The sequence below is a fragment of the Rhabdothermincola sp. genome, assembly GCF_036846205.1.
Lineage (GTDB): Bacteria > Actinomycetota > Acidimicrobiia > Acidimicrobiales > Acidimicrobilacustridaceae > Rhabdothermincola.
Window position 1 is genome coordinate 1 of the sequence record NZ_DAIUCK010000052.1, and the last position, 22,026, is coordinate 22,026.

22 protein-coding genes and 1 pseudogene are annotated in these 22,026 nt (G+C 70.1%); 20 read left to right on the forward strand and 3 right to left on the reverse strand.

The features are described from left to right. The 9 genes and pseudogenes from V7004_RS09095 to V7004_RS09135 all read left to right on the forward strand — a co-directional run. Positions 1–271, forward strand: a pseudogene (locus tag V7004_RS09095) (LLM class F420-dependent oxidoreductase); the annotation flags it as partial. 93 nt (positions 272–364) lie between these two features. Then, positions 365–1,270, forward strand: a complete 906-nt coding sequence (locus V7004_RS09100) for a TIGR03619 family F420-dependent LLM class oxidoreductase (RefSeq protein WP_334143498.1) — start codon at positions 365–367, stop codon at positions 1,268–1,270. A 12-nt stretch (positions 1,271–1,282) separates the two neighbouring features. Then, entirely contained in the window at positions 1,283–2,062 is a 780-nt protein-coding gene (locus V7004_RS09105; protein ID WP_334143499.1) for an SDR family oxidoreductase, read from the forward strand. A gap of 31 nt (positions 2,063–2,093) precedes the next feature. Further along, on the forward strand, positions 2,094–2,558 hold the full coding sequence (locus V7004_RS09110; protein ID WP_334143500.1) for a nuclear transport factor 2 family protein: 465 nt from the start codon (positions 2,094–2,096) through the stop codon (positions 2,556–2,558). A 30-nt stretch (positions 2,559–2,588) separates the two neighbouring features. After that, positions 2,589–2,945, forward strand: a complete 357-nt coding sequence (locus V7004_RS09115; protein WP_334143501.1) for an EthD domain-containing protein — start codon at positions 2,589–2,591, stop codon at positions 2,943–2,945. Beyond that, positions 2,942–3,703 (forward strand): glucose 1-dehydrogenase, encoded by a 762-nt coding sequence (locus V7004_RS09120; RefSeq protein WP_334143503.1) that lies wholly within the window; start codon positions 2,942–2,944, stop codon positions 3,701–3,703. The genes V7004_RS09115 and V7004_RS09120 overlap by 4 nt, the downstream gene beginning before the upstream one ends. A 37-nt stretch (positions 3,704–3,740) precedes the next feature. Next, a complete protein-coding gene (locus V7004_RS09125) occupies positions 3,741–4,535 on the forward strand; it encodes an SDR family NAD(P)-dependent oxidoreductase (RefSeq protein WP_334143505.1) in 795 nt (264 codons plus the stop codon). A 75-nt stretch (positions 4,536–4,610) separates the two neighbouring features. Then, positions 4,611–5,816 (forward strand): hypothetical protein, encoded by a 1,206-nt coding sequence (locus V7004_RS09130; protein ID WP_334143507.1) that lies wholly within the window; start codon positions 4,611–4,613, stop codon positions 5,814–5,816. Between the two features lie 154 nt (positions 5,817–5,970). Continuing rightward, on the forward strand, positions 5,971–6,909 hold the full coding sequence (locus V7004_RS09135) for a DUF559 domain-containing protein (protein WP_334143509.1): 939 nt from the start codon (positions 5,971–5,973) through the stop codon (positions 6,907–6,909). A gap of 112 nt (positions 6,910–7,021) precedes the next feature. Here the strand turns inward: V7004_RS09135 and V7004_RS09140 are convergent, their stop codons facing one another. Continuing rightward, on the reverse strand, positions 7,022–7,825 hold the full coding sequence (locus V7004_RS09140; protein ID WP_334143511.1) for a hypothetical protein: 804 nt from the start codon (positions 7,823–7,825) through the stop codon (positions 7,022–7,024). A 56-nt stretch (positions 7,826–7,881) separates the two neighbouring features. Here V7004_RS09140 and V7004_RS09145 point away from each other — a divergent pair, with 56 nt between their 5' ends. From V7004_RS09145 to V7004_RS09160, 4 genes are read left to right on the forward strand one after another with little or no spacing between them, the layout of a single operon-like run. Next, a complete protein-coding gene (locus tag V7004_RS09145) occupies positions 7,882–9,087 on the forward strand; it encodes an amidohydrolase family protein (protein WP_334143513.1) in 1,206 nt (401 codons plus the stop codon). Then, positions 9,084–10,553: an aldehyde dehydrogenase family protein gene (locus tag V7004_RS09150; RefSeq protein ID WP_334143514.1), complete on the forward strand. Its 1,470-nt coding sequence runs from the start codon at positions 9,084–9,086 to the stop codon at positions 10,551–10,553. Before V7004_RS09145 ends, V7004_RS09150 begins: the two co-directional genes overlap by 4 nt. A 28-nt stretch (positions 10,554–10,581) precedes the next feature. After that, on the forward strand, positions 10,582–11,646 hold the full coding sequence (locus V7004_RS09155; protein WP_334143515.1) for a Zn-dependent alcohol dehydrogenase: 1,065 nt from the start codon (positions 10,582–10,584) through the stop codon (positions 11,644–11,646). Beyond that, on the forward strand, positions 11,646–12,575 hold the full coding sequence (locus V7004_RS09160; RefSeq protein WP_334143516.1) for a cyclase family protein: 930 nt from the start codon (positions 11,646–11,648) through the stop codon (positions 12,573–12,575). Before V7004_RS09155 ends, V7004_RS09160 begins: the two co-directional genes overlap by 1 nt. A gap of 48 nt (positions 12,576–12,623) precedes the next feature. On the opposite strand, the gene V7004_RS09165 is transcribed toward V7004_RS09160, so the two are convergent. Continuing rightward, complete coding sequence (locus V7004_RS09165; RefSeq protein WP_334143518.1) at positions 12,624–12,902, reverse strand: acylphosphatase; 279 nt, start codon at positions 12,900–12,902, stop codon at positions 12,624–12,626. A gap of 37 nt (positions 12,903–12,939) precedes the next feature. On the opposite strand from V7004_RS09165, the gene V7004_RS09170 reads away from it, so the two are divergent. After that, complete coding sequence (locus tag V7004_RS09170) at positions 12,940–13,269, forward strand: hypothetical protein (protein ID WP_334143519.1); 330 nt, start codon at positions 12,940–12,942, stop codon at positions 13,267–13,269. A gap of 108 nt (positions 13,270–13,377) precedes the next feature. Next, entirely contained in the window at positions 13,378–14,922 is a 1,545-nt protein-coding gene (locus V7004_RS09175) for a class I adenylate-forming enzyme family protein (RefSeq protein WP_334143520.1), read from the forward strand. 62 nt (positions 14,923–14,984) lie between these two features. Here the strand turns inward: V7004_RS09175 and V7004_RS09180 are convergent, their stop codons facing one another. Next, positions 14,985–16,598 (reverse strand): hypothetical protein, encoded by a 1,614-nt coding sequence (locus V7004_RS09180; protein ID WP_334143521.1) that lies wholly within the window; start codon positions 16,596–16,598, stop codon positions 14,985–14,987. Positions 16,599–16,767: 169 nt separating this feature from the next. On the opposite strand from V7004_RS09180, the gene V7004_RS09185 reads away from it, so the two are divergent. From V7004_RS09185 to V7004_RS09205, 5 genes are all read left to right on the forward strand, one after another. Next, positions 16,768–17,679 (forward strand): SDR family NAD(P)-dependent oxidoreductase, encoded by a 912-nt coding sequence (locus V7004_RS09185; protein ID WP_334143522.1) that lies wholly within the window; start codon positions 16,768–16,770, stop codon positions 17,677–17,679. Positions 17,680–17,709: 30 nt separating this feature from the next. Continuing rightward, positions 17,710–19,014, forward strand: coding sequence for a hypothetical protein (locus V7004_RS09190; protein WP_334143523.1), 1,305 nt, complete (start codon positions 17,710–17,712; stop codon positions 19,012–19,014). Positions 19,015–19,041: 27 nt separating this feature from the next. Further along, a complete protein-coding gene (locus V7004_RS09195) occupies positions 19,042–20,301 on the forward strand; it encodes a glycosyltransferase family 87 protein (protein ID WP_334143524.1) in 1,260 nt (419 codons plus the stop codon). A gap of 81 nt (positions 20,302–20,382) precedes the next feature. Then, positions 20,383–21,513: an LLM class flavin-dependent oxidoreductase gene (locus V7004_RS09200; protein WP_334143526.1), complete on the forward strand. Its 1,131-nt coding sequence runs from the start codon at positions 20,383–20,385 to the stop codon at positions 21,511–21,513. A gap of 5 nt (positions 21,514–21,518) precedes the next feature. Continuing rightward, the coding region (locus tag V7004_RS09205) for an AMP-binding protein (protein WP_334143527.1) at positions 21,519–22,026 on the forward strand (508 nt) is incomplete at its 3' end.

Sequence of the window (22,026 nt, forward strand, 5' to 3'; positions counted from 1 at the left end):
GGTGGGTGACGGGTTCCAACCCCTGGGGCTCGATGGCGACGCGCTCGCCGAGCGGATGTCGCTGGTGCGGGCCGCTGCGCTCGAGGCGGGGCGCGACCCGGAGGCCATCGAGCTGTCGCTCGGAGGGCTGCTCGACGTGATCGGGCCCGACGACGTCGAGTGGGCCGAAGAGCAGGGCGCGGCGCGCCTGGTCATCTCGACCCGGGAAGGGGACCTGGCGCGCCTCGAAGCGCAGATGTCGGCGTTCGCCGAGCGGGTCATCCACCGCTGAGCCCATCGCAGTCGTGCCCGGACGGGTGGCGCCGGGGGGCCGGACCTGCGAGAGTGCAGAACGAGAACACGTTTCTATTGTTGAGGGAGGGCGGTGGCCGCGATCATCCCCCCGGGCCGACTGGTCTACGGGATCCAGCTTCCGGTGCAGTCGCAGAGCACCCGGTACGCACAGGCCTGGGAGGCGGCCTGCGGCATCGACGAGCTGGCCACCATCGCCCGGGCATGCGACGCCGCGGGGTTCTTCTACGTCGCGGTGTGCGACCACGTGGCCATCCCCCGCCCCCATGACGAGGTGATGAGCACGACGTGGTGGGACACGCTCACCACCCTCGGCTACCTGGCAGCCGTCACCGAGCGCACCCGTCTGCTGAGCCACGTGTACGTCCTGCCCTACCGGCATCCGCTGATGACGGCCAAGGGGTTCCTGACCCTGGACACGGTGTCGAAGGGACGGGCGATCCTGGGTGTCGGTGCCGGTCACGTGCGCGAGGAGTTCGAGCTGCTGGGTGTCGACTTCGATCGCCGCGGCCAGCTGCTCGACGAGGCGATCGACGTGGTCCGGGCCGCGTTCACCGACGAGTACCCGCTCCATGACGCTGAGACCTGGCCGGTGCGCGACGCGGGTCTGCGACCCCGCCCGGTGCAGCCCGGCGGGCCACCGATCTGGGTGGGTGGCTCGTCCCGGGCCGCGCTGCGCCGGGCCGCGGATCGGGGCGACGGCTGGCTCCCGCAGGGTCCGCCCGAGATGGGCATGAAGGCCGCGGTGCAGTTCATCCGGGACCGGCGGGGCGACGTGCCCATCGACATCGGGGTGAACACCGGCCCGATCGACATGAGCCGTTCGCCGGAGGAGATCGCCGCCGGACTGCGCCGGTTCGCGTCGATCGGCGTGAACCAGCTCCAGGTCATGTTCCGGGCGTCGTCGGTGGGCGAGTACTGCGAGCTGATCGAAGCGTTCGGGCGCGAGGTGGCGCCCCTGCTCAACGACCAGGAGTGATGAGGAGGCGTCGTGTTGCTGGAAGGCAAGGTGGCCATCGTCTCGGGGCTCGGCCCGGGCATGGGCCGGGACATCTCGCTGGCGCTGGCGCGCGAAGGCGCCGACATCGTCATGGCCGCGCGCCGTGAGGACCGGATGGCCGCGGTGGCGGAGGAGGTCGAGGCGCTGGGCCGACGGGCGGTGTGCGTGCGCACCGACATCTCCAGCCGGGACGACTGCGACCGCTTGGCGGAGACCGTCCGGCGGGAGCTGGGCACCGCCCACATCCTGGTCAACAACGCCTTCCACGACGGCAACTACAAGTCCTTCGAGGACTCCGACCTCGACGAGTGGAAAGCCACCTTCGACGTCAACCTCTGGGGCACCCTGCAGCTCACGAAGGCCGTGCTCCCCCTGCTCAAGGAGCACGAGGAAAGCCACATCGTGATGATCAACACCATGTCGGTGCACCTGGTGGAGCCGAACTTCGGGGCGTACGCGGCATCCAAGGGGGCGCTGGCCACCGCCACCCGCACGCTGGCCCGGGAGCTCGGTCGCGATGGGGTACGGGTCAACGGCATCCATCCCGGCTACATCTGGGGGAGCTCGGTGGAGTGGTACCTCAACCACCTCGCCGAGCAGAACGGCACGAGCTTCGAGGAGGAGTACACCAAGGTCGCGGACCAGACCTGCCTGGGCTACATCGTGCCCTCCTCGGAGATCGCCGGTGCGGTGGTGTTCTTCTCGTCGTCCCTCAGCCGAGCGGTCACCGGCCAGAGCCTCCCGGTGAACGGCGGGCACTACCTGCAGTGACCCCGGTGGCCGGCCCGGACCAGCGGTCGCGATGAGCGGCGACCACCCGATCTCCGACGAACGGGCCATCGCCAACCTGGTCTTCGGGTTGGCGGAGGCCATCGACGACGCGGACCTCGACCGGGTCGAAGAGCTCTTCGGTGACGCCACCTTCACCCTCGCCGGCCGTGAGCCCCGTGTCGGCGGGGCGGCGTTCCGCCGGGTGATCGAGCAGGGCATGCGCTTCCATGACGGCTCGCCCCGGACCCTCCACGTGGTCAGCAACCTCGTGGTCGAGGTGGGCGGCGACCGGACGGTCGCGTCGTCGAGGTCGGTGGTCTCGGTGCTCCAGGCCGTGCCTCCTGCCTTCGGGCTGCAGGTGGTGATGGCTGGCCGCTACCACGATCGGTTCGTGCGCGACCCCTCCGGGGAATGGCGGTTCGCCGAGCGGATGATGTTCGTGGACCTGGTGGGCGACACCTCGTTCCACAGCACCACCCGCTTCGACCCCAAGTAGAACGCGTTCTCGTTCCGCTAGCGTGAGTCCATGGTGAAGCTCGTCGCGTTCCTGAAGCGCAAACCGGGGTTGACCCTGGAGGAGTTCTACGACCACTGGGAGAACCGTCACGGCCCGCTGATCGCCAACACCCCGGAGCTGGCCCGCCACATCGTGCGCTACGAGCAGCACCGCCGAACCGCCCTCGCCGGCTGGATGGGCACCGAGGGCTTCGACGGGGTCACCATCCAGTGGATGGCGTCCCCGGCCGCGTTCGAGGCGTTCGTCGCCGAACCGGCCTACGCCGAGCTCATCGCCCCGGACGAGCAGCGCTTCCTCGACACCGACTCGCTGGTGTGGATGGTGACCAGCGAGCCGACGATCGTGATCGACGGGCCCCCGGCATGAGCGGCTCGTTCGCCGGGAAGGTCGCGCTGGTCACCGGCGGGGCGTCGGGCATCGGGCGAGCGACGGTGGAGCAGCTCGCCGCCGCCGGCGCCAGGGTGGTGGTGGCCGACCTCGACGAGGGGCACGGTGCCGGCGTCGCCGACGCGGTCAAGGCCAGCGGAGGGGAGGCGGTCTTCGTGCGCGCCGACGTCGCCGTGCCTGATGAGGTGGAGGCGATGGTGGCTGTCGCTGTGGAGCGCTTCGAGCGACTCGACGTCGCCGTGAACAACGCCGGCCGTCCAGGCACCTATGCGGCGCTCACCGACCAGACCCTCGAGGACTGGGAGCGCACCCTCGCCGTGAACCTCACGGGCACGTTCCTGTGTCTCCGGGCTGAGATCGCGGCGATGGTGGCGGCCGGCGGCGGTGCGATCGTGAACGTCGCCTCCGCCGCGGGGCTGATGGGCTTCGCTCACCTGCCCGCGTACGTCGCCAGCAAGCACGGGGTGATCGGCCTGACCAGGAGCGTGGCCCTGGAGTTCGCGAGGAAGGGCATCCGGGTCAACGCGGTGTGCCCCGGTAACGTGCGAACCCAGATGCTCGAAGGCTTCGCCGGTGGTGACGAGCAGACCCTGCAGGGGATGGGTCGCATGCAGCCCATCGGCCGTCTGGGCACACCGCAGGAAGTGGCGGAAGCGATCGTGTGGTTGTGCTCCGATGCGGCGTCGTTCGTGACCGGCCATGCCATGGCGGTGGACGGGGGAGTGTTGGCGACGTGATGTCGTGGACCGGGACCTGTTCCCGACGAGGTGACTGATGGGGTTGCTCGACGGCCAACGGGTCGTCGTCACCGGCGGTGGATCGGGCATCGGAGAGGCGATCGCGCGCCGCATGGTGGCTGAAGGGGCTCGGGTCGCCGTGCTCGACGTCGACGGCGCGGCCGCGCAGCGGGTCGCTCGGGAGCTCGACGGTGTGGCCGTCGAAGTCGACGTCGCCGACACCGATGCCATGCAGGACGCCCTCGTCGACACGGCCCGCGAGCTGGGCGGGCTCACTGGACTGGTCAACAACGCAGGGATCGGGAGCCTCAAGGCGCTGCACCAGTACGCCGAGGCCGAGTGGGAGCGGCTCATCGCGGTCAACCTGAAGGGCGCGTTCAACGGCATCCGGGCGGTGGTTCCCCACCTACGTGCTTCGGGCGGGGGGAGCATCGTGAACGTGGCCTCGGTGAGCGGGGTGCGTCCCACGAGGGGCGAGGCCCCCTACGCGGCGGCCAAAGCGGGGGTGATCGCACTCACCCGGAGCGCGGCCCTCGAGTACGGCCCTGAGGGCATCCGGGTGAACTGCGTGTCCCCGGGGTTCATCCGCACCCACCTCACCGAGTTCGCCTTCTCGAACCCCGCATGGATCGAGACCCTCGAGTCGCGCACGCCGCTCCGTCGGGCGGGCACCGCCGAGGACGTGGCGAAGGTCGTGGCGTTCCTGTGCTCGGATCTGGCCGGCTACGTCACCGGCCAGAACCTGTTGGTCGACGGCGGCAGCATCCTGCCGAGCGCCCAGGTCGATCACCTGCTCGGCGAGCTGCTCGGCGATCCTCCGCGCGAAGGCTGACCGGTCGCGCCGCTCGAACCGTGGGCGTCTGACCTGACGTGCGGCGGTTCGACGACGGTTCGTACGATCACGCCAGTGACGACCGTCCCCACCGACGATCGCCCCGCCCAGCTCGAGCCGCCGGAGACCCGCGCCGCGCCTCCCGAGCCGGCGAGGGCCCGGGCGCGCCCCGCCGGTCGCCCCCAGCTCCTGCGGGGCGTGCGGTTCCCGGTCGCGGTGTTCGTCGGGTGGCGCCTCTACCAGCTCGCGGCTCTGCTGCGGCAGAACGGCTCAGGGGTGTACACCGCGTTCAACTACGACGGCGAGCACTACCTGCGCATCCTGCACTACGGCTACTGGAACCCCCGGCCGGTGATGCCGAGCCACGCGTTCTTCCCCGGGATCTCGTGGCTGGCCACGCCGGTCTACTGGCTGACCGGGTCGGACGCGATCGCGGTGCACGTCACGGTCACCCTCACGGGACTGGCGGCGTTCGTGACGGTATGGGGAGCAGCGAAGGCGTGGAAGGGCGAGCGGGTGGCCCGGCTGGCGGTCGTGCTGCTCGCGCTCTTCCCGGCATCGCTGTTCCTGTGGGCCTTCTACTCGGAAGGGTTGTTCATCGCCCTCGGCGCCGGTGCCATCTGGGCCGACCGGCGGGGGCGGCACGGCATCGCCGCAGCGTGTCTGGTGGCCATCGGCACCACCCGCTCGATCGGCGTGGTCGTGCCTGCGGTGCTGGTGCTGGCTCGGATCATCCGCCAGCGCCGGGTCGATCGGTGGGCGGTGACCTACGCGATCGCGGGGGCGGTGGGCCTGAGTCTCGTGCTGCTCACGATGTGGCACCAGGTCGGCGACCCGTTCGCCTGGGCGAAGGTGCAGGACGACTGGGGGCGAGAGCTGAGCTGGCCGTGGAGCTCGGTGGCTCAGGGGTTCGCCAATCTCGATCCGGACCCCTCGACGGTGATGGTGCCGGCGCTGGTGGCGCGCAACCTCGACCTGTGGTGCATACCGATCGTGCTGGCGGCGATCGCCTACGCAGCGTGCAGCAGGCGCGACCGGTTCCCCATGGAGGCGTGGATGCTCGGCGTGGCGATGATCGCGCTGCCCCTCTGCTCGAGCGTGCTGGCCAGCTTCAACCGGTTCGTGCTGGCGGACTGGGTCATCTACCCCGTGTACGCCTCGATCGGCTATCGGCTTCCGGGTTGGCTGCGCTGGCCGCTGCTGGCGGTGCTCGCGGGGGTGGCCCTGTGGACGAACTGGGTGCTGATCGGCCGTTTCGCAGCCAACCGGTTCATCGGCTGATTCCCCCGAACCTCACCCTCCCGCTCCCATCGAGCGGCGCGTCTGTCGAACTGTTCATGGATTCGCGGTCCGCGGCCGCGTGGTGCTGAACAGTTCGAGCGTCGGGGTTGGGGACGGGCGGAGAATGTCACTGGGTCTTGGTGAGATGTCAGCCATGGACCACGACCACACCATCGTCGAGCTCGCCACCCGCCAGCATGCGGTGGTGGCCATGCGCCAGCTGCGGGCACTCGGCGTTCCTCGCTGGGTGATCGATCAGCGTGTCCGACGCGGGCAGCTGGTCCGCCTCTCTCCCCGGGTGCTGCAGGTCGCGGGGTCGGCGCCGACGCCACACCAGCGGGCGATGGCCGCGGTCCTCGATGCCGGGGAGACGGCGGCACTCGCCCGGGAGAGTGCGTGCGCGCTGTGGGGCCTGCCGGGCTACGAGCTCGAACCGGTGCACGTCGTGCGGCGGTACGGGAGACACGGCCTGGAGGCGGCCCTGGGCGTCGCGGACACCACCCGCGACCTGCGCGAGCACCACGTGGTGGCGCTCTTCGGGATCCCCGTGTGCACCCCGGCGCGGGCGCTGGTCGACCTGGCGGGGGAGCTGCCCTTCCCACGGCTCGAGCGTCTGTGTGACCAGGCCTGGGCGCGGCGGTTGCTGAGCGGCGCCGCCCTGCACGAGATCGTGGCCGAGCTCGGTGGTCGGGGCCGGGCCGGCACGGTGGCACTGCGGGAGTTGCTGGTGGAGCGCCCGATCGATCACCGGCCACCCGAGAGCAACCTGGAGGCGCGGTTCGACGAGATCGTGTCGCAGGCCCTCGGCAAGCACTTCGAGCGCCAGGTCGATCTCGGTGACGGTGACGACTGGCTGGGGCGAGTCGACTTCCTCGATCGGTCGCTCAAGATCGTCTACGAGGTGCAGAGCGACCTGTATCACTCGAGCGTGAGCGATCGGGCCCGCGACACGCAGCGCCGCCGCCGGCTCGAGGCGGCGGGATGGATCGTGGTCCAGATCCGCGAGTTCGATGTGTGGTACCGGCCCGATCGGGTGATCGCTGCCATCCGGGAGGCCGAAGGTCTGGCTCGGCAGCGTCGCGCGGCGGCCTGAGCGCCTGGCCCGTCCCGGAGCATCCCCCCGTCCCGAACTGTTCAGCGGTGCGCGCTCGGAGTCCGCGGATCGGTGAACAGTTCGACGGGGGGAAGAGGGGAGGCTCGGCCGGTTACCAGAGCTGGTCGGCGTAGGTGTCGGTGCCGGGGATCGTGGGGATGAACGGTGCTACGTAGGAGACCTCACCGAGTCCCCCGTCGCGCACCGCATCGCCCAATCCGGCGAAGGTGTCCCAGCACTCGCGGGGGTCGCTATCCAGGAAGCACATCAGCAGCATCCGCCGCTCCACCCCAGGGTTCTCGGGTTGGAACACCGGCGCGTCTTTCGGCAACGGGATCGGGGTCAGCGCGCACGTCAAGGCCCACGGGGTGCCGGCCATGAGCGAGGGCAGGCACTGCTCCCGCAGCCAGCCCGACATCGCCCGGGGCTCGGTCGATTCCCGGCGATCGACCATCACCGCCACCAGGCCGCCGAAAGGATGGTCGAGCGCGAGCGCGGCCGGCACACCGTCGGTGTCGCGCGACAGCGCCCATCGGTGGACGTACATGAGCGTGTGCACGTGGTCGCGATGCTCGAACATCCGTCCCGCGGGATGGAGCCAGTTCACCTGGGTCGTGCCCCAGGTGATGGCCTCCTGCTCGTGGCCCTTCAGGATCCAGTAGGTCGCCAGGTAGGAGCCCGCGGCGATGTCCGGCAGGAACGGGGTCGTTGCCGGGTACCGCAACTCCTTGAGTGGCCGGGTGGCCACCCATCGCCGGCCGGCGAACCAGAGGGGACCGATCAGGCACCCCGCGTAGAAGTGGTCGCGCTCGTACCATCGGTTGTAGGCGACCTCATGGCCCCGATGCGGCTCGACCAGCGTGAACAGGGCGGCGCCGGCCTCGATCGACTCGTGTGGGATCGCCGGGTAGTCCATGCCCGCACCCTATCCCGCCACTAGAACCTGTTTCATTTTTGGGGTAGGATGCAGCCATGGAGGACCTCCCCAAGATCATCTCGGTCGACGACCACGTCATCGAGCCACCGAACGTCTGGCAGGACCGGCTCCCCCAGAAGTACAAGGAGGTCGGCCCACGCATCGAGCGCCATCCGGTGAAGTCCATGACCTTCATCGGCGGCAAGTTCGCCTACGAGATGGGCGAGGAGGGCGAGGGCCCGCTCGCCGACTGGTGGGTGTTCGAGGACAAGGCGATCCCCCACACGAGGCTGGCGGCCGCCGTGGGGGTCCCGCGGGAGCAGGTCACCGTCACCCCGATCACCTACGAGGACATGCGCCCAGGCTGCTACGACCAGAAGGCCCGCCTCGAGGACATGGACCTCAACTGGACCGAAGCCCAGATGTGCTTCCCCACGATGCCGCGCTTCTGCGGCCAGACCTTCACCGAGATGAAGGATCGGGAGCTCGGTCTGCTGTGCGTGCAGGCCTACAACGACTGGATGGTCGACGAGTGGTGTGCGGGCACGAACGGCCGGCTGATCCCGCTCATGATCATCCCCCTGTGGGATGCGGAGCTCGCCGCGGCGGAGGTCCGGCGGATGGCGGCCCGGGGGGTGACCGCCACCTGCTTCAGTGAGATCCCCCCGTTCCTCGGTCTGCCGTCGATCCACTCCGGCTACTGGGACCCGTTCTTCGCCGCCTGCGACGAGACCGGCGTGGTGGTGAACATGCACATCGGCTCGTCGTCGAAGATGCCCTCCACCTCCGAGGACGCGCCTCCGGCGGTGGGCTCCACGATGACCTTCACCAACTGCATGATGTCGATGGTCGACTTCCTCATGTCCGGGGTGCTGCCGAAGTTCCCGAACCTGCGGCTCGCCTACGCGGAAGGCCAGCTCGGCTGGATCCCGTACATCCTCGAGCGGGCCGACAAGGTCTGGGAGGAGAACCGTGGTTGGGGTGGCGTCGGTGACCTGGTGCCGAACCCGCCGAGCACCTACTACGCGCAGCAGATCTACGCCTGCTTCTTCGATGACCAGCACGGGCTCACCCCTGATGCCCTGGACAAGATCGGGGTGAACAACATCCTCTTCGAGACCGACTACCCCCACTCCGACAGCACCTGGCCGCACACCAAGGAGACGGCCTGGAAACTGATGGGGCACCTCCCGCCCGACACCATCCGCCGGCTGGTCCGGGGCAACGCGATCGATCTCTACCGCCTCGACCTCGCGGCATGAGCGGCGGGTCGGACGGCTACCGCCTGCTCGTCGGTGGCGAGTGGGTCGACCCGGGGGACGGCACCTACCCGATCGTGAACCCGGCCACCGAGGAGGTGGTCGGCCATGCCCCCAACGCCTCGATCGCCGACGCCGAGGCCGCGGCGAGCGCCGCCGCCGAGGCCTTCCCTGCGTGGTCGCGCACCAAGCCTGAGCAGCGGGCGCAGCTCCTCGACCGGGCGGCCGATCTGCTCGAGGCCCGCTTCGAGGAGCTGGTACCCCTGGTGCAGGCGGAGACCGGCGCCACGTTGCGGGTCACCAGGACCATGCAGGTGCCCACGGCCGCCACCCGGTTGCGCCGTTACGCCCGGGGCATCGAGCAGGAGCTGATGATCCCGATCGAGCCCGGGATCATGCCGACCACCGCGCTGGGCCCCGGCGGGATCATGGGTGGCGTCGCCCGGCGGGCTCCGGTGGGGGTGGTCACCTGCATCACCTCCTACAACTTCCCGCTGGTGAACATGGCCGGCAAGCTCGGCCCGGCGCTCGCCATGGGCAACACGGTGGTGGTCAAGCCCGCCCCGCAGGACCCCCTCGCGATCGTGAAGCTCGGCGAGGTCTTCCAGGAGGCGGGGTTCCCGCCCGGGGTGGTCAACATCGTGGTGTCGGAGAGCCCCGCGCCGGCGGAGGCCCTGGTGGCGTCCCCGCACGTCGACATGATCAGCTTCACCGGCTCCACCGCGGTGGGCCAACGCATCGGCGAGGTGGCGGGGGGCGACATGAAGCGGCTGCTGCTCGAGCTGGGTGGCAAGGGCGCGGCGATCGTGTTCGACGACGCGGACCTGAAGACCGCGGTCGGGGCCATCAGCTCGGTGTGGGCGTTCCACTCCGGCCAGATCTGCACTGCACCAACCCGGGTTCTCGCCCAGCGCGGCATCTACGACCGGCTGGTCGAGGGGCTCGCGGCGGCGGCCGGCCGGATGAAGGTCGGCGACCCGCTGGAGCCCGACACGGTGGTCGGCCCGGTGATCACCGGCGCGCACCGCGAGCGGGTCGAGGGCTACATCCGCTCGGGCCGGGAGGAAGGCGGCACGGTCGTCGCCGGCGGTGAGCGCCCCGATATCGGTGGTCGGGGCTTCTACGTGGCGCCCACCCTCATCGCCGACTGCAAGCCCGGCATGCGGGTGGTGCAGGAGGAGATCTTCGGCCCGGTGGTGGTGGTGGTGCCCTTCGACGACGAGGACGAGGCGCCTGCCCTCGCCAACAGCACCGACTTCGGCCTGTACGACTACGTGTTCTCCACGGACACGGCGAAGGCGTTCAGCGTGGCCAGGAAGCTGCGCACGGGCAACGTGGGTATCAACTCGGTGCAGCGCAACCACGAGATGCCCTTCGGCGGCTTCAAGAAGAGCGGCGTGGGGCGCGACGGTGGACGGTTCGGTTTCCACGCCTACAGCGAGCTGCAGTCGATCGTCTGGCCGGGCTGAGCAGGCGGGCGAAGGGGAAAGGACGGCCATGAGAGGCGTGGTCTTCGACGAGAACGGCTTGGCGGTCGCCACGGACCTGTCGACCCGTGACCTGCGCGCCGGCGAGGTCCGGGTGCGGATCGAAGCGGCCGGGGTCTGCCACAGCGACGTGAGCGTGATCGACGGGACCATCCCGTTCCCGACTCCGGTGGTGCTCGGTCACGAGGGTGCCGGGGTGGTCACCGAGATCGGCGAAGGCGTCACCGGCCTGCAGCTCGGCGACCATGTCGTGATCTCGACCCTGTCGAACTGCGGCGCCTGCGCCGCCTGCGACAGTGGTCGCCCCACGCACTGCCGCGAGTCGATCGGGAAGATGTCGGCCCCGTTCCGCCAGGGCGACCGCAAGGTGTTGCAGTTCGCGAACATCGGGGCGTTCGCCGAGGAGACCATCGTGAAGGGCCGCCAGTGCGTGCCGATCAGCAAGGAGGTCTCCTTCGAGGTGGCCTCCCTGCTCGGCTGCGGGGTGATCACCGGGGTGGGCGCGGTGTTCAACCGGGCGAAGGTCACCCACGGCCAGAGCGTGGTGGTGATCGGTGTCGGAGGCATCGGGCTCAACGTCATCCAGGGCTGCGCCCTCGCCGACGCGCTGCCGATCATCGCGGTCGACACCAACCCGAAGAAGGAAGAGCTGGCCAGGCAGTTCGGCGCCACCCACTTCATCGACGCCTCCCAGGTCGACACCGCGGAGGCCGTGCGAGCGATCTGCCCGAACGGGGTTGACGTGTCGTTCGAGTGCGTGGGGCATCCGGCGCTGATCCGCCAGGCGATCGACCTGCTGGACTGGGGCGGCACCTGTGTGATCCTCGGCGTGCCCAAGTTCGGCACCGAGGCGGCCTTCCAGGTGAGCACCCTCTACAACGACAAGACGATCATGGGGTGTCGTTACGGCGCGGGCCGTCCGCACAAGGACATCCCGCTGTTCGTCGAGCTGTACCTGGCAGGCAGGCTGAAGCTGGACGAGCTGGTGACCCGCACGTATCCGCTCGAGGATGTGCAGCGCACCATCGACGACATGCACCACGGCGAGCTGGCCCGTGGTGTGCTCACGTTCTGATGCCGCTCTCGGCGGAGCTGCAGGAGCTGGCCGCCAGGGTCAGCAACTGGGGTCGGTGGGGTGAGCAGGACGAGCGGGGCACGGCCAACCTGATCGATGCGGAGGCTGCTCGTCGCGGCGCGGCGGCGGTACGCACCGGGCGGTCCATCAGCCTGACCATGCCGCTCGGTGCCGGCTCCCCGCAGGAAGGCGGTGCGCCCAGGCGGTTCAACCCGGTGCACTCGATGCTCACGCTCAACGAGACCTACACCGGCAGCGTGCACGACGCCTGCTTCAACGACGACATGGTGGTGATGGCCCTCGCGGCGGGCACCCACCTCGACGCGCTGGCGCACGTGACCTACGACGGCTCGATGTACAACGGCTTCCCAGCGGAGTCGGTCACCGCGGCCGGCGGCGCCACCCGGTGCGGGGTGGACAAGATCGGCCCGGTGGTCACCCGGGGGGTGCTGCTCGACGTGCCAGCGGTGAAGGGGGTCGAGCGGCTCGAGCCGGGCTACGCGATCACCGCCGACGATCTCGATGCCGCCGTGGAGCGAGCGAAGGTCGACCTCCAGCCGGGCGACGCGGTGCTGGTGCGCACGGGTCACATGCAGCTCTACCGCCAGGGCGACGTGTGGGGCTACAACCACGACTGTCCGGGCCTGTCGACCAGGACGATCGAGTGGGTGCACGACCACGACATCGGGGTGATCGTCGACGACACCTACGTGTTCGAGGTGTGGCCGCCCGAGGACTGGGCGTCGATGATGCCGGTGCACATGATCCACCTGCGCGACATGGGCCAGCTCCAGGGACAGAACTTCGATCTGGAGGATCTCGCCGCGGCGTGCGCGGAGGACGGGATCTACGAGTTCCTCTTCACCGCGACACCGGAGCCGGTGAGCGGTGGGTGCAGCGCACCGGTCGCCGCGGTGGCCACCCGCTGAGGCGCGGGTGCCGCCGGGGCTTGCCCACGACGACCCCACCGCCGCCGGTCAGCGGACGATGTCGAAACCCTGGATGCCCTCGGGCGCCTCGCCGGTGACCTCGACGTCGTCGACCTGCGCCCGCGGTGGACCCTGGTGGCACCAGGCTACGAGCGCGTCGACGCGGTCCGGGGCTCCCTCGAAGACCGCTTCGACCCGGCCGTCGGGCAGGTTGCGCACCCAACCCTGCACCCCGTGCTGGCGGGCGTGCTCCCGGCAGGAGTCGCGGAACCACACCCCCTGCACCCGGCCGGAGACCACGACCCGCCTGCGAACGATCTCGGTCATCGGATCCATGATGTCCGGTCCCGCTACGGTGCCTCGGATGTACCTGCGCATCGACCCGGTCACCGGCGAGCTCTCGCTGGAGGAGCCGGACGACTTCAGCCGCTTCCACCTCGAGGTCCCGGGCAACCGGTCACCGGAGGAGGTCGCAGCGCTGCTCCAGCGCTTGGACGTGGGCCGAGCGGTCGAGGGTGACCCCGACCGGATGTGGATCTCGGTCGACGCGGTTCAGCACCTGTCGGCGGGTGCGGTGGGGGAGGACTGGCTCTCGGGGTTCGAGGGCATGCTCGCCTACGCTCGCTCGAAGGGGTTCCTCGACGGGCCTGGCACTCACGTGCGGGCTCACGTGGTGCGAGCGGCGCCGAGCTGACCGGTCCGACACGCGCCACCACTACCGGTCATCCCGCTCCTGCCTAAACTGACGGCCCATCAGATCCGGGGCCGGCGGCCCCGGCCATCCCGGCACGGAGGAGGGCCGATGCTCGAAGGGCGCACGCTGTGGGAGCTGGTCGACACGAGAGCCACGCTCAGCCCCGATGCACGGATGGCCGTCGACGAGAGCGGGCGCGAGCTGACCTTCGCCGGGTTCCGTGACCGGGCCGAGCGCACCGCGGCCGCGCTGGCTGAGCGAGGCATCGGGTCCGGCGACGTGGTGACCTGGCAGCTGCCCACCTGGCTCGAGTCGATGGTGCTGGTGGCCGCCATCGCCCGCCTCGGTGCCACCCAGAACCCGATCCTGCACATCTACCGCGAGCGTGAGGTCGGCTTCTGCGTCCGCCAGGCCGGGGCGAAGCTGCTGGTGGTGCCCTCCAGCTTCGCCAACTTCGACTTCCAGGCCATGGCCCGCGGCATCGCGGAGCGGAACCCCGGGCTCGGGGTGCTGCTGTGCGATCGCTCGCTGCCCGAGGCCGATCCGTCGTCGCTGCCCCCGCCACCGGCGAGCGGCCAGGAGGTGCGCTGGCTGTTCTACACGTCGGGCACCACCGCCGACCCGAAGGGCGCGCAGCACACCGACGAGACCATCCACGCGGTGGCTCGCGGCATGGCCGAGCGGCTCGCGGTCACCGACGCCGACCGCAACGCGCTGGCCTTCCCGTTCCCCCACATCGGCGGCATCACCTGGTTGTTCACGAGCCTCATGACCGGCTGCCAGAACATCCTCTTCCAGGCTTTCGTGCCGGACCAGGTGGTGGAGGTTCTCGGCAAGGAAGGGGTGACCCTGGCGGGTTCGGGCACCGTGTTCCATCAGGTGTACCTGGCCGCGCAGCGGGCGAGTGACACCCCCATCTTCCCGCAGGTGCGCGGGTTCCCCGGGGGCGGCGCCCCCAAGCCGCCGGCGCTGCACGAGGAGATGAAGGAGGCCTTCCCGAACTCAGCGGGCATCCTGTCGGGCTACGGGCTCACCGAGGCACCGATTCTCACCATGGCCTCCGTCGACGACCGGGACGACGACCTGGCCAACACCGAGGGCTCGCCGATGCCGGGCGTGGTGCTCAAGCTGGTGAAGACCGACGGGACGATCGCGGCGGTCGGCGAGGAGGGCGAGGTCCGGGCCAAGGCTCCCCAGCTGATGCTCGGCTACCTCGACCCCTCGTTGAACGACGAGGCCTTCGACGAGGAGGGGTACTTCCGTACCGGTGATCTCGGCGTGCTCAACGAGCGCAACATGCTCACGATCACCGGCCGCCTGAAGGACATCATCATCCGCAAGGGTGAGAACATCTCGGCCAAGGAGGTCGAGGACCACCTCTACAAGCACCCGAAGGTCGCCGACGTGGCGGTGATCGGGCTGCCGGACCCGGTGAGCGGGGAGCGGGTCTGCGCCGTGGTGACCACGGCTGAGGGCGAGGAGCCGCTGGCCTTCGACGAGATGGTCGAGTTCCTCAAGGGCGAGGGCTTGATGATGATCAAGGTCCCCGAGCAACTCGAGATCGTGGACACCATCCCCCGCAACCCGGCGGGCAAGATCCTCAAGCGGGAGCTGCAGGACCGCTACCGGGACAGCCAGCCCAACCGTCGCTGACGGACGTTGGTGGGCGTTGGTGGGCGCTGACCGGGGCTGATCAGCCGGTCAGCGCCCACCGCTCAGCCGCCGGCCGCGGCTTCGCTGCCGCCCCAGACCGTGGTGGGGGTGTTCGTCTGCGAGCCGGGGGTCAGGTCGTAGCGGTCCCGCACCCCGCTGCCGGCACAGTGGCCGCCGTCCGTGCCCGAGCGCTGGCCCATGGTCCGGTCGAGTAGCGGGGTGGCGCCCGAGAACATGCCCCAGGGGCTTTCGCAGCCCGGCACGATCCACACGTGGTTCATCCACCCTGCCGTGCCGTCGGCCTTGCGACCACCCATCGCCGCGCACTCTTCGGGGGTGGTGGTGGAGTCACCGATGACCCCTCGGGCACCGACGCACAGACCGACGTGGCGGTGGAAGTGGTCGTTCGGGCCGGTGAAGCCCTGGGTGGGCTCCACCTCGCTGTCGTGGAGGACGTAGTAGGAGAGCCCCACCACGGAGGCGTCCGGGCCGTCACCGTCGTAGAGGATCATCTCGGGCTTGTCGATCTCGAAGGTGTCGTCCACGTAGCGGAAGTTCATGTAGTGGGCCGCGATGCCAGGGAGATACGGGGTGACCTTCACCCAGCCGGCCGCCATGGCATCGGCGGCGGTGGGGTAGCGCAGCGCGGTCTGTCGGGCGATCTCCAGCTCGGCCTTGAGCTGATCGCACTGCGCCTGGTCGGTCATGGCGATCCACGGCTGGGGGCCGAGGTGGCCGCCCATGCCGTGGTTGTCGTCGCCACCGGTCCCGTGGGCGTGTGCCCCGCTGCCCGAGTACTGCGGCAACCACCGGAGCCACTCGGTGTACACCTCGTCGCTGACCTCGGCGAGAGCCACGATCACCGCCGAGTCCTTGACCTCACCGCCCGGCTGGGTGGTTTTGGCGATGAGGCGGTCGAGCTCCGGCGAGCCCTTGATCGCCACCGGCGGCGCGGGGGTCGACGAGTGATCGTCGGTGCCGTGGGCGCCGCCCATGATGTTGTCGATGCCCGCGACGGTGGTCTCCTGCCAGTAGGACGCGGGGTTGATGTCCAGGTCGCAACGGTTGGCGGCGATCGAGGCCATCTGCGCATCGTGGGCCAGCCCGGAGCCGTGGGCGTGCCCAGCGGCCACCTCGCCATCCGCGTGCACGTGGTTGGCGGTCTCGGGATCGGCCAGCGCGAACGAGGTGGCGACGATGGCCAGAACGGGCAGGATCGAGGCCACGGCGAGGGTGGCGTCGGTGAGCTTCGCCCCGAGTTGCGGGCGCCAGAGCAGCGCGCCGGAGCCCAGCACCAGCAGCGCCTCGAAGGCGGTGGTGAGCTGGTCGATGGTGCGGGCCTCTTCGGGCTCGCCAGCGTGCGCACCCACGGGCAGGCCGGTGGTGCGGCTCCAGGCCCACAGGCCGATGATCGCGAGGTTCACCACGATCACCGCCTGCAAGAGGCGGCGACTCGGTCGGGCGATCAGCGCCACCGCGGCGAGCACCTGCAGCCAGCCCATGATGGCGAAGGCCCACCCCTCGAGCGCTCCCTGCTGGGCGTGCTGGGGCACCATCACCAGGTGCACCACGCCGGCGCACAGGGAGAGCACGGCGAGTACGGCTCGGGCCGGCAGGCTGAAGGCCACCGCGGCTTGCTGGTCAGGTGACGGCGTGGCCTCGATCGTCGCGGCCATCTGAGCTTCCCCCTTGTGAGATCGGACGGGGTGTGCCCCCGGTCACCGAATCCCACCAGGCTCGCCCAATTTCACAGCCAGTGCAAGCAGGCCGGCATCGATTTCGGCGCCGAGGACCACATCGGTAGGATCTGACGGCTCATCAGGACTCGGAGGACCAGAGGGAACCATGGGACTGCTCGAAGGCAGGGTTGCGATCGTCACCGGCGCGGGCCACGGCATCGGTCGAGGGCACGCGCTGGAGCTGGCGAAGGAGGGAGCCCTCGTGGTGGTCAACGACCTGGGCGCCTCGCTCAAGGGTGAGGGTGCGGGCCGAGACGCGGACCTGACCGTGAAGCTCATCGAGGAGCGCGGCGGCAAGGCCGTCGCCAACTACGAGGACGTGGCCGACTTCGACGGGGCGGGCCGCATGATCCAGCAGGCCATCGACGTGTTCGGCCGGCTCGACATCCTGGTCAACAACGCCGGCATCGCCCGCGACGCCACCATCTGGAGCATGACCGAGGAGGACTGGGACAAGGTCATCCGGGTCCACCTCAAGGGCACCTTCGCGCCGACCCATCATGCGGTGAATCACTGGCGGCGCCTGAGCAAGGCAGGCGAAGACGTGAGCACCGGCCGCATCATCAACACCACCAGTGGCGCGGGGTTGGTCGGCAACTTCGGCCAGGCCAACTACACCGCGGCCAAGGCGGGGATCGCGGCGTTCACCCAGACCGTGAGCCTGGAGGTGTTCAAGATGGGCATCACCGTCAACGCCATCGGTCCCGCGGGTGCGACCCGCATGGCCGCGTCGATCCCGGGCGCGGGCATCGAAGCTCGCGAGCCCGACGAGTTCGACGAGTGGGACCCGATGGATCCTTCACTGTCCTCACCGCTCGTCGCCTGGCTGGCCAGCGACCAGGCCGCACACGTCACCGGGCAGGTGATCCGAGCGGTCAAGGACGAGATCGTGCTCATGAAGGGCTGGAGCAACGGCAACTCGATCCGCAAGCCCGGCAAGCGTTGGGATCCGGCGGAGCTCACCGCGCTCATGAACGCTGACGTGTTCGGCTGCCGAGCCCCGGGCTTGCGATACTGAGCTCGTGCGGGCGCGCCGACCGGGGACCTCGTGAGCACCCAGACGGTCGGTGAGCTTCTCGGGCGATGCCTGCTCGCAGCGGGCGCCCGCCGGGTGTTCGGCTCCGCCGAGTCGGGCATCCGCCGGATTCCCGGTCTCCGCCACGTGGTCGTCGCGGAGCCGGCCCTGGCCGTGCTGCTCGCCGACGCCGACGGCCGGCTCGGTACCGGCCCCGGAGTCGCGCTCCTCCCTGGTCGGCGACTGCATCTCGGCTCGCAACCCGGTGAGCCGGCCGAGCGCCTGGTGCTCGACGACCCGTCGCTGATCCCCTCGGTGATCGCCGGGTGGAGCCTCGGTCGGGTGCACGCCTCGGTGGACCTGGACCTCTCGCTCGATCTGGACGCTCCCGCCCCTGCGCTCGAGCCGCTCCGGCTCGACGGAACGGGCGGTGAGGTCCTCACCCTCGCGCCGACCCTCGCCGAGCTGCGCTCGATGGTGCTGGCCGGCCCGGGGGTGCTGCGAGCGGGAGCGGTCGACGGGTTGCGAGCCTTCGCCGAGCAGGCTGCGGTGGGGGTGCTCAACACCTGGGGAGCGAAGGGGGTCTTCGCCTGGGACAGCCCGTTCCACCTCGGCACGGCGGGCCTGCAATCCCGGGACTTCGAGCTGGCCGGTCTCGGTGATGCCGAGCTGCTCATCGTCGTGGGTGTGGACCCGCTCGAAGCGCCCCGCGACCGGTGGGCGAGCGGGGGGCAGGTGCTGGAGGTCGAGCCCTGGCAGCTCGCCGCGCTGGCGTGGCGATGGGAGCGACCCGAGCGGGTCCCGGAGCGACCGGCGCTCTACACCCGGTTGGCCGCTGCGCTGGCGCCCCTCTACGACGCAGGCGGGGTGCCCCTCAACCCGGCGAGAGCCGCGGCGGGGCTCGCCTCCGCCCGCCCGCCCGGCGGCCTGGTCGTGGCCGACCCCGGTCCGGCAGGGCTGTGGGTGGCGCGGGCTTTTCCGACCACCGAGCCCGGCAGCGTGGTGGTGCCCGCCGCATTCGTGCGGGGCTTCGCCGCGGCCGCTGCCGTGCTGGCCGGGCTCGACGGTCGGGCGGCCATCGCGGTGGTGACCGAGCCACCCGACGGGGCGACCCTCGAGCTGCTCTCGCTCGCCGACCACTGGGGCGTGCCCCTCACCCTCGAGGTCTGGGGAGCCGAGGTCGCGGGCGCCTCCGTGCCCTCGGCGGCTGCGCACGCCGAGCGGCTGGCCCAGGCCCTCGACGAGCCCGGGGTCAAGGTGTTGCCTGTCCCGGTCGACTTCGCCCACACCCGTACCCTGGTGGAGGTCGCGGGCGAGGTCGTCGCGTGGACGGTGTGACCCCCGGCAGGAAGGAGCAAGGGGGCTGTGCTGACCGGGCGCCGGCGGGTCGAGACCAGGGGTCTGCCGTTCGTCGGCTTCGCCTGCGTGATGGCGATCTGGTTGCTGGCCCCGTTGCTCCTCGCCGATCGGGTGGCGCAGGACGCGGTGCCCTTCGTCGTGGCCGGTGAGCTCGTCTCGTCCGATCCGGGGGCCGTCTACGCCACCGACGCCACCGACCTCTACGACCTGCCACCGGCATTCGCCGAGCGCTCCTGCGAGCTGACACCGCCCGACCGCCGGTGCTCGGACGTCAACGTGGCGTTCCTCAGCCCACCCCAGACGCTCCCGTTCCTCGATGCCCTCGCTCGTCTCGGGTCGGGCGAGCTGGGCATCCTGGTGATGCGCCTGCTCGGCGCCGGCGCGCTCGTGGCCGGCATGGTGGTGCTGTGGCGCAGGCTCGCCCACCGCACGCGGCGCGCTCCCGTGCTGCTGCTGGTGACCGCGCTGGTCCTCACCCCTTTCGCCACCGTGCCGGTGGCCCTCGGGCAGACCTCCCCGCTGCTGTTCCTCTCGGCGGCGATGGGGGTGGGCATCGCCGAGCGGGCTCGGGGACGGGCCGCGTTCGTGCTGGTGTGGTGTGCCACGATCGTGACCAAGCTGGTCCCGGCCGCGATGGGCGTCGTGCTCGTGGCCCAGCGCCGCTGGCGCACCCTGGCGTGGGCAGCCGGCGTGCTGGTCGTGCTCACGGCGCTGACCGCCGTGCTCTACCCCGTCGATCTGTTCGGGCAGTTCGTCGAGGCCACCCGCCGGACCACCGAGCTCACCATCAGCCACCACTTCAACCGGGCTGCCGACGGGCTCCTGCGTCGGTGGTGGCCAGGGTTCGGGAGCGCCCCCTGGCCGATGCTGCTCCTCGGCCTTCGGTTGGCCGTCGTCGCGGTGCTCGGCTGGGTCGGGATGCGCCGGGCCACCGACGACGAGCAGTGGGCCTTCGCCTGGCTGGCTCTGCTGTTCATCTCGCCGCTGCTGTGGGGGCACTACCTGTGGGTGGTGCCCGGGGCCCTGGGTCTGGCGCTGGCGAGCCGGCCGCAGCTCGACGACCGCATGCTGGCATTGCTGCCGGGGTTCAGCCTGGCCGTGAGCGCCTTCGCCACCCCCAACGTGTTCCAGGGGCCGCTGCCGTGGTTGCAACTCGTCACGCTGGTGGCGGCGCTGGTGGTGGTGGCGCTGCTACCGCGGTCTGATCCGGTCGCGAGCGCCGTCGCTCGTACTCACACTCGACCGCAAAACGAGAACGTGTTATAGTCCGCGGACGCGCTCGGTCGCCGCCGGAACCAGGGCAGCGACGGCTTCCCAGTGAACGGCTCCCCAGTGAAAGGACCTGGCATGGAATTCGGCGTGTTCGCCCAGCTCTTCGTCCCCCGGTACGAGCGCGACGTCGACCCGATGGCGGAGCACAAGCGCATCATGCGCAACGTCGAGGTCGGCATCGCTGCGGACCGTACCGGCATCAAGTACGTCTGGTGTCCGGAACACCACTTCCTCGACGAGTACAGCCACATGCCCGGGCCCGAGGTCTACCTGTCGTTCATCGCCGCGCAGACCGAGCGGGTGCACGTCGGCTCGGCCATCTTCAACATCACGCCGAAGGTGAACCACCCCGCCCGGGTGGCTGAGACCGTGGCGTTGCTCGACCACGTCACCAACGGTCGCTTCGAGTTCGGCACCGGGCGTGGCTCGTCGACCACCGAGGTCTACGGCTTCGACATTGACGATCTCGACGAGACCACAGCCATGTGGGACGAGGCGGTGCGGGAGATCCCCAAGATGTGGAAGCCGGGCCCCTACTCCTACGAGGGCCGGTACTTCCGGATGCCCGAGCGCGAGGTGTTCCCCAAGCCCTACGGCGCGGCGCACCCGCCGATGTGGGTGGCGGCCGGCAGCCCCGGCACCTTCTCGAAGGCCGGCAGCATGGGTCTCGGTGCGTTCTGCTTCACCCACGGCACGCCGAGCAAGATCGAGCCGCTCATCAAGTCCTACAAGGACGCGGTGGCCGACGCGACACCCGTCGGGGACTACGTGAACGACAACATCATGGTGGTCACCAACATGCTCTGCATGGAAGACCGCGAGAAGGCTTTCGAGACCGCGGTCAACATGGGGATGAACTACTACACGAGCCTCCAGATGCACTGGCTCGACAACATCCCCAAGCCCGAGGGTTTCCCTCAGTGGCCCGAGCTGGTGCCCGAGCCCACCATCGACCAGCTGAAGAAGGCGGTGGAGATCGGCATGGTGGTCGTGGGCGACCCCGACGACTGTGCCAAGGCCGTCCAGCGGTGGGTCGACATCGGGGCCGATCAGCTCTGCTTCAGCCCGACCACCAACAACCTCCCCGCGGAGGTGGTGATCGAGTCCATGGAGCTGTTCGGCAAGGAAGTGATCCCGCAGTTCGACAAGGACCCGGTCCATCGCAGCACCCGGATGCGGGAGAAGGCCGGGTATAGGCTCGCCTGAGCACTGTGGCCGAGCTCGACACCTTCAACCTCGCCGACATCTGGGAAGCGGTCGTCCCGCGCGTCGCCGAGCGCGAAGCGCTGGTGGTGGTCGGTGGGCGCCCCGACGGCTCCGACCTCCGGCTGACCTACGCCCAGCTCGATACCCGCGCCAACCAGCTCGCGCACTGGATGGCGGCCCGCGGCGTCGGTGCCGGTCAACACGTCGGGCTCTACCTCACGAACGGCAACGAGTACCTCGAGGCGATGCTCGCGGCCTACAAGCTGCGAGCCGCGCCCATCAACGTCAACTACCGCTACGTCGAAGACGAGCTGCGCTACCTGTTCGACGATGCCGATCTGGTCGGCGTCATCCACGACGCGGGGTTCGCTGAACGGGTCGAGGCGGTGCGCGGTGACCTGCCGAGCATCGGCTGGACCCTGGCGACGGGCGAGGCCTACGAGCAGGCGCTCGCCGGGCAGCCCGGCGAGCCTGACTTCGGTCCCCGCAGCAGCGACGACCCCTACGTGATCT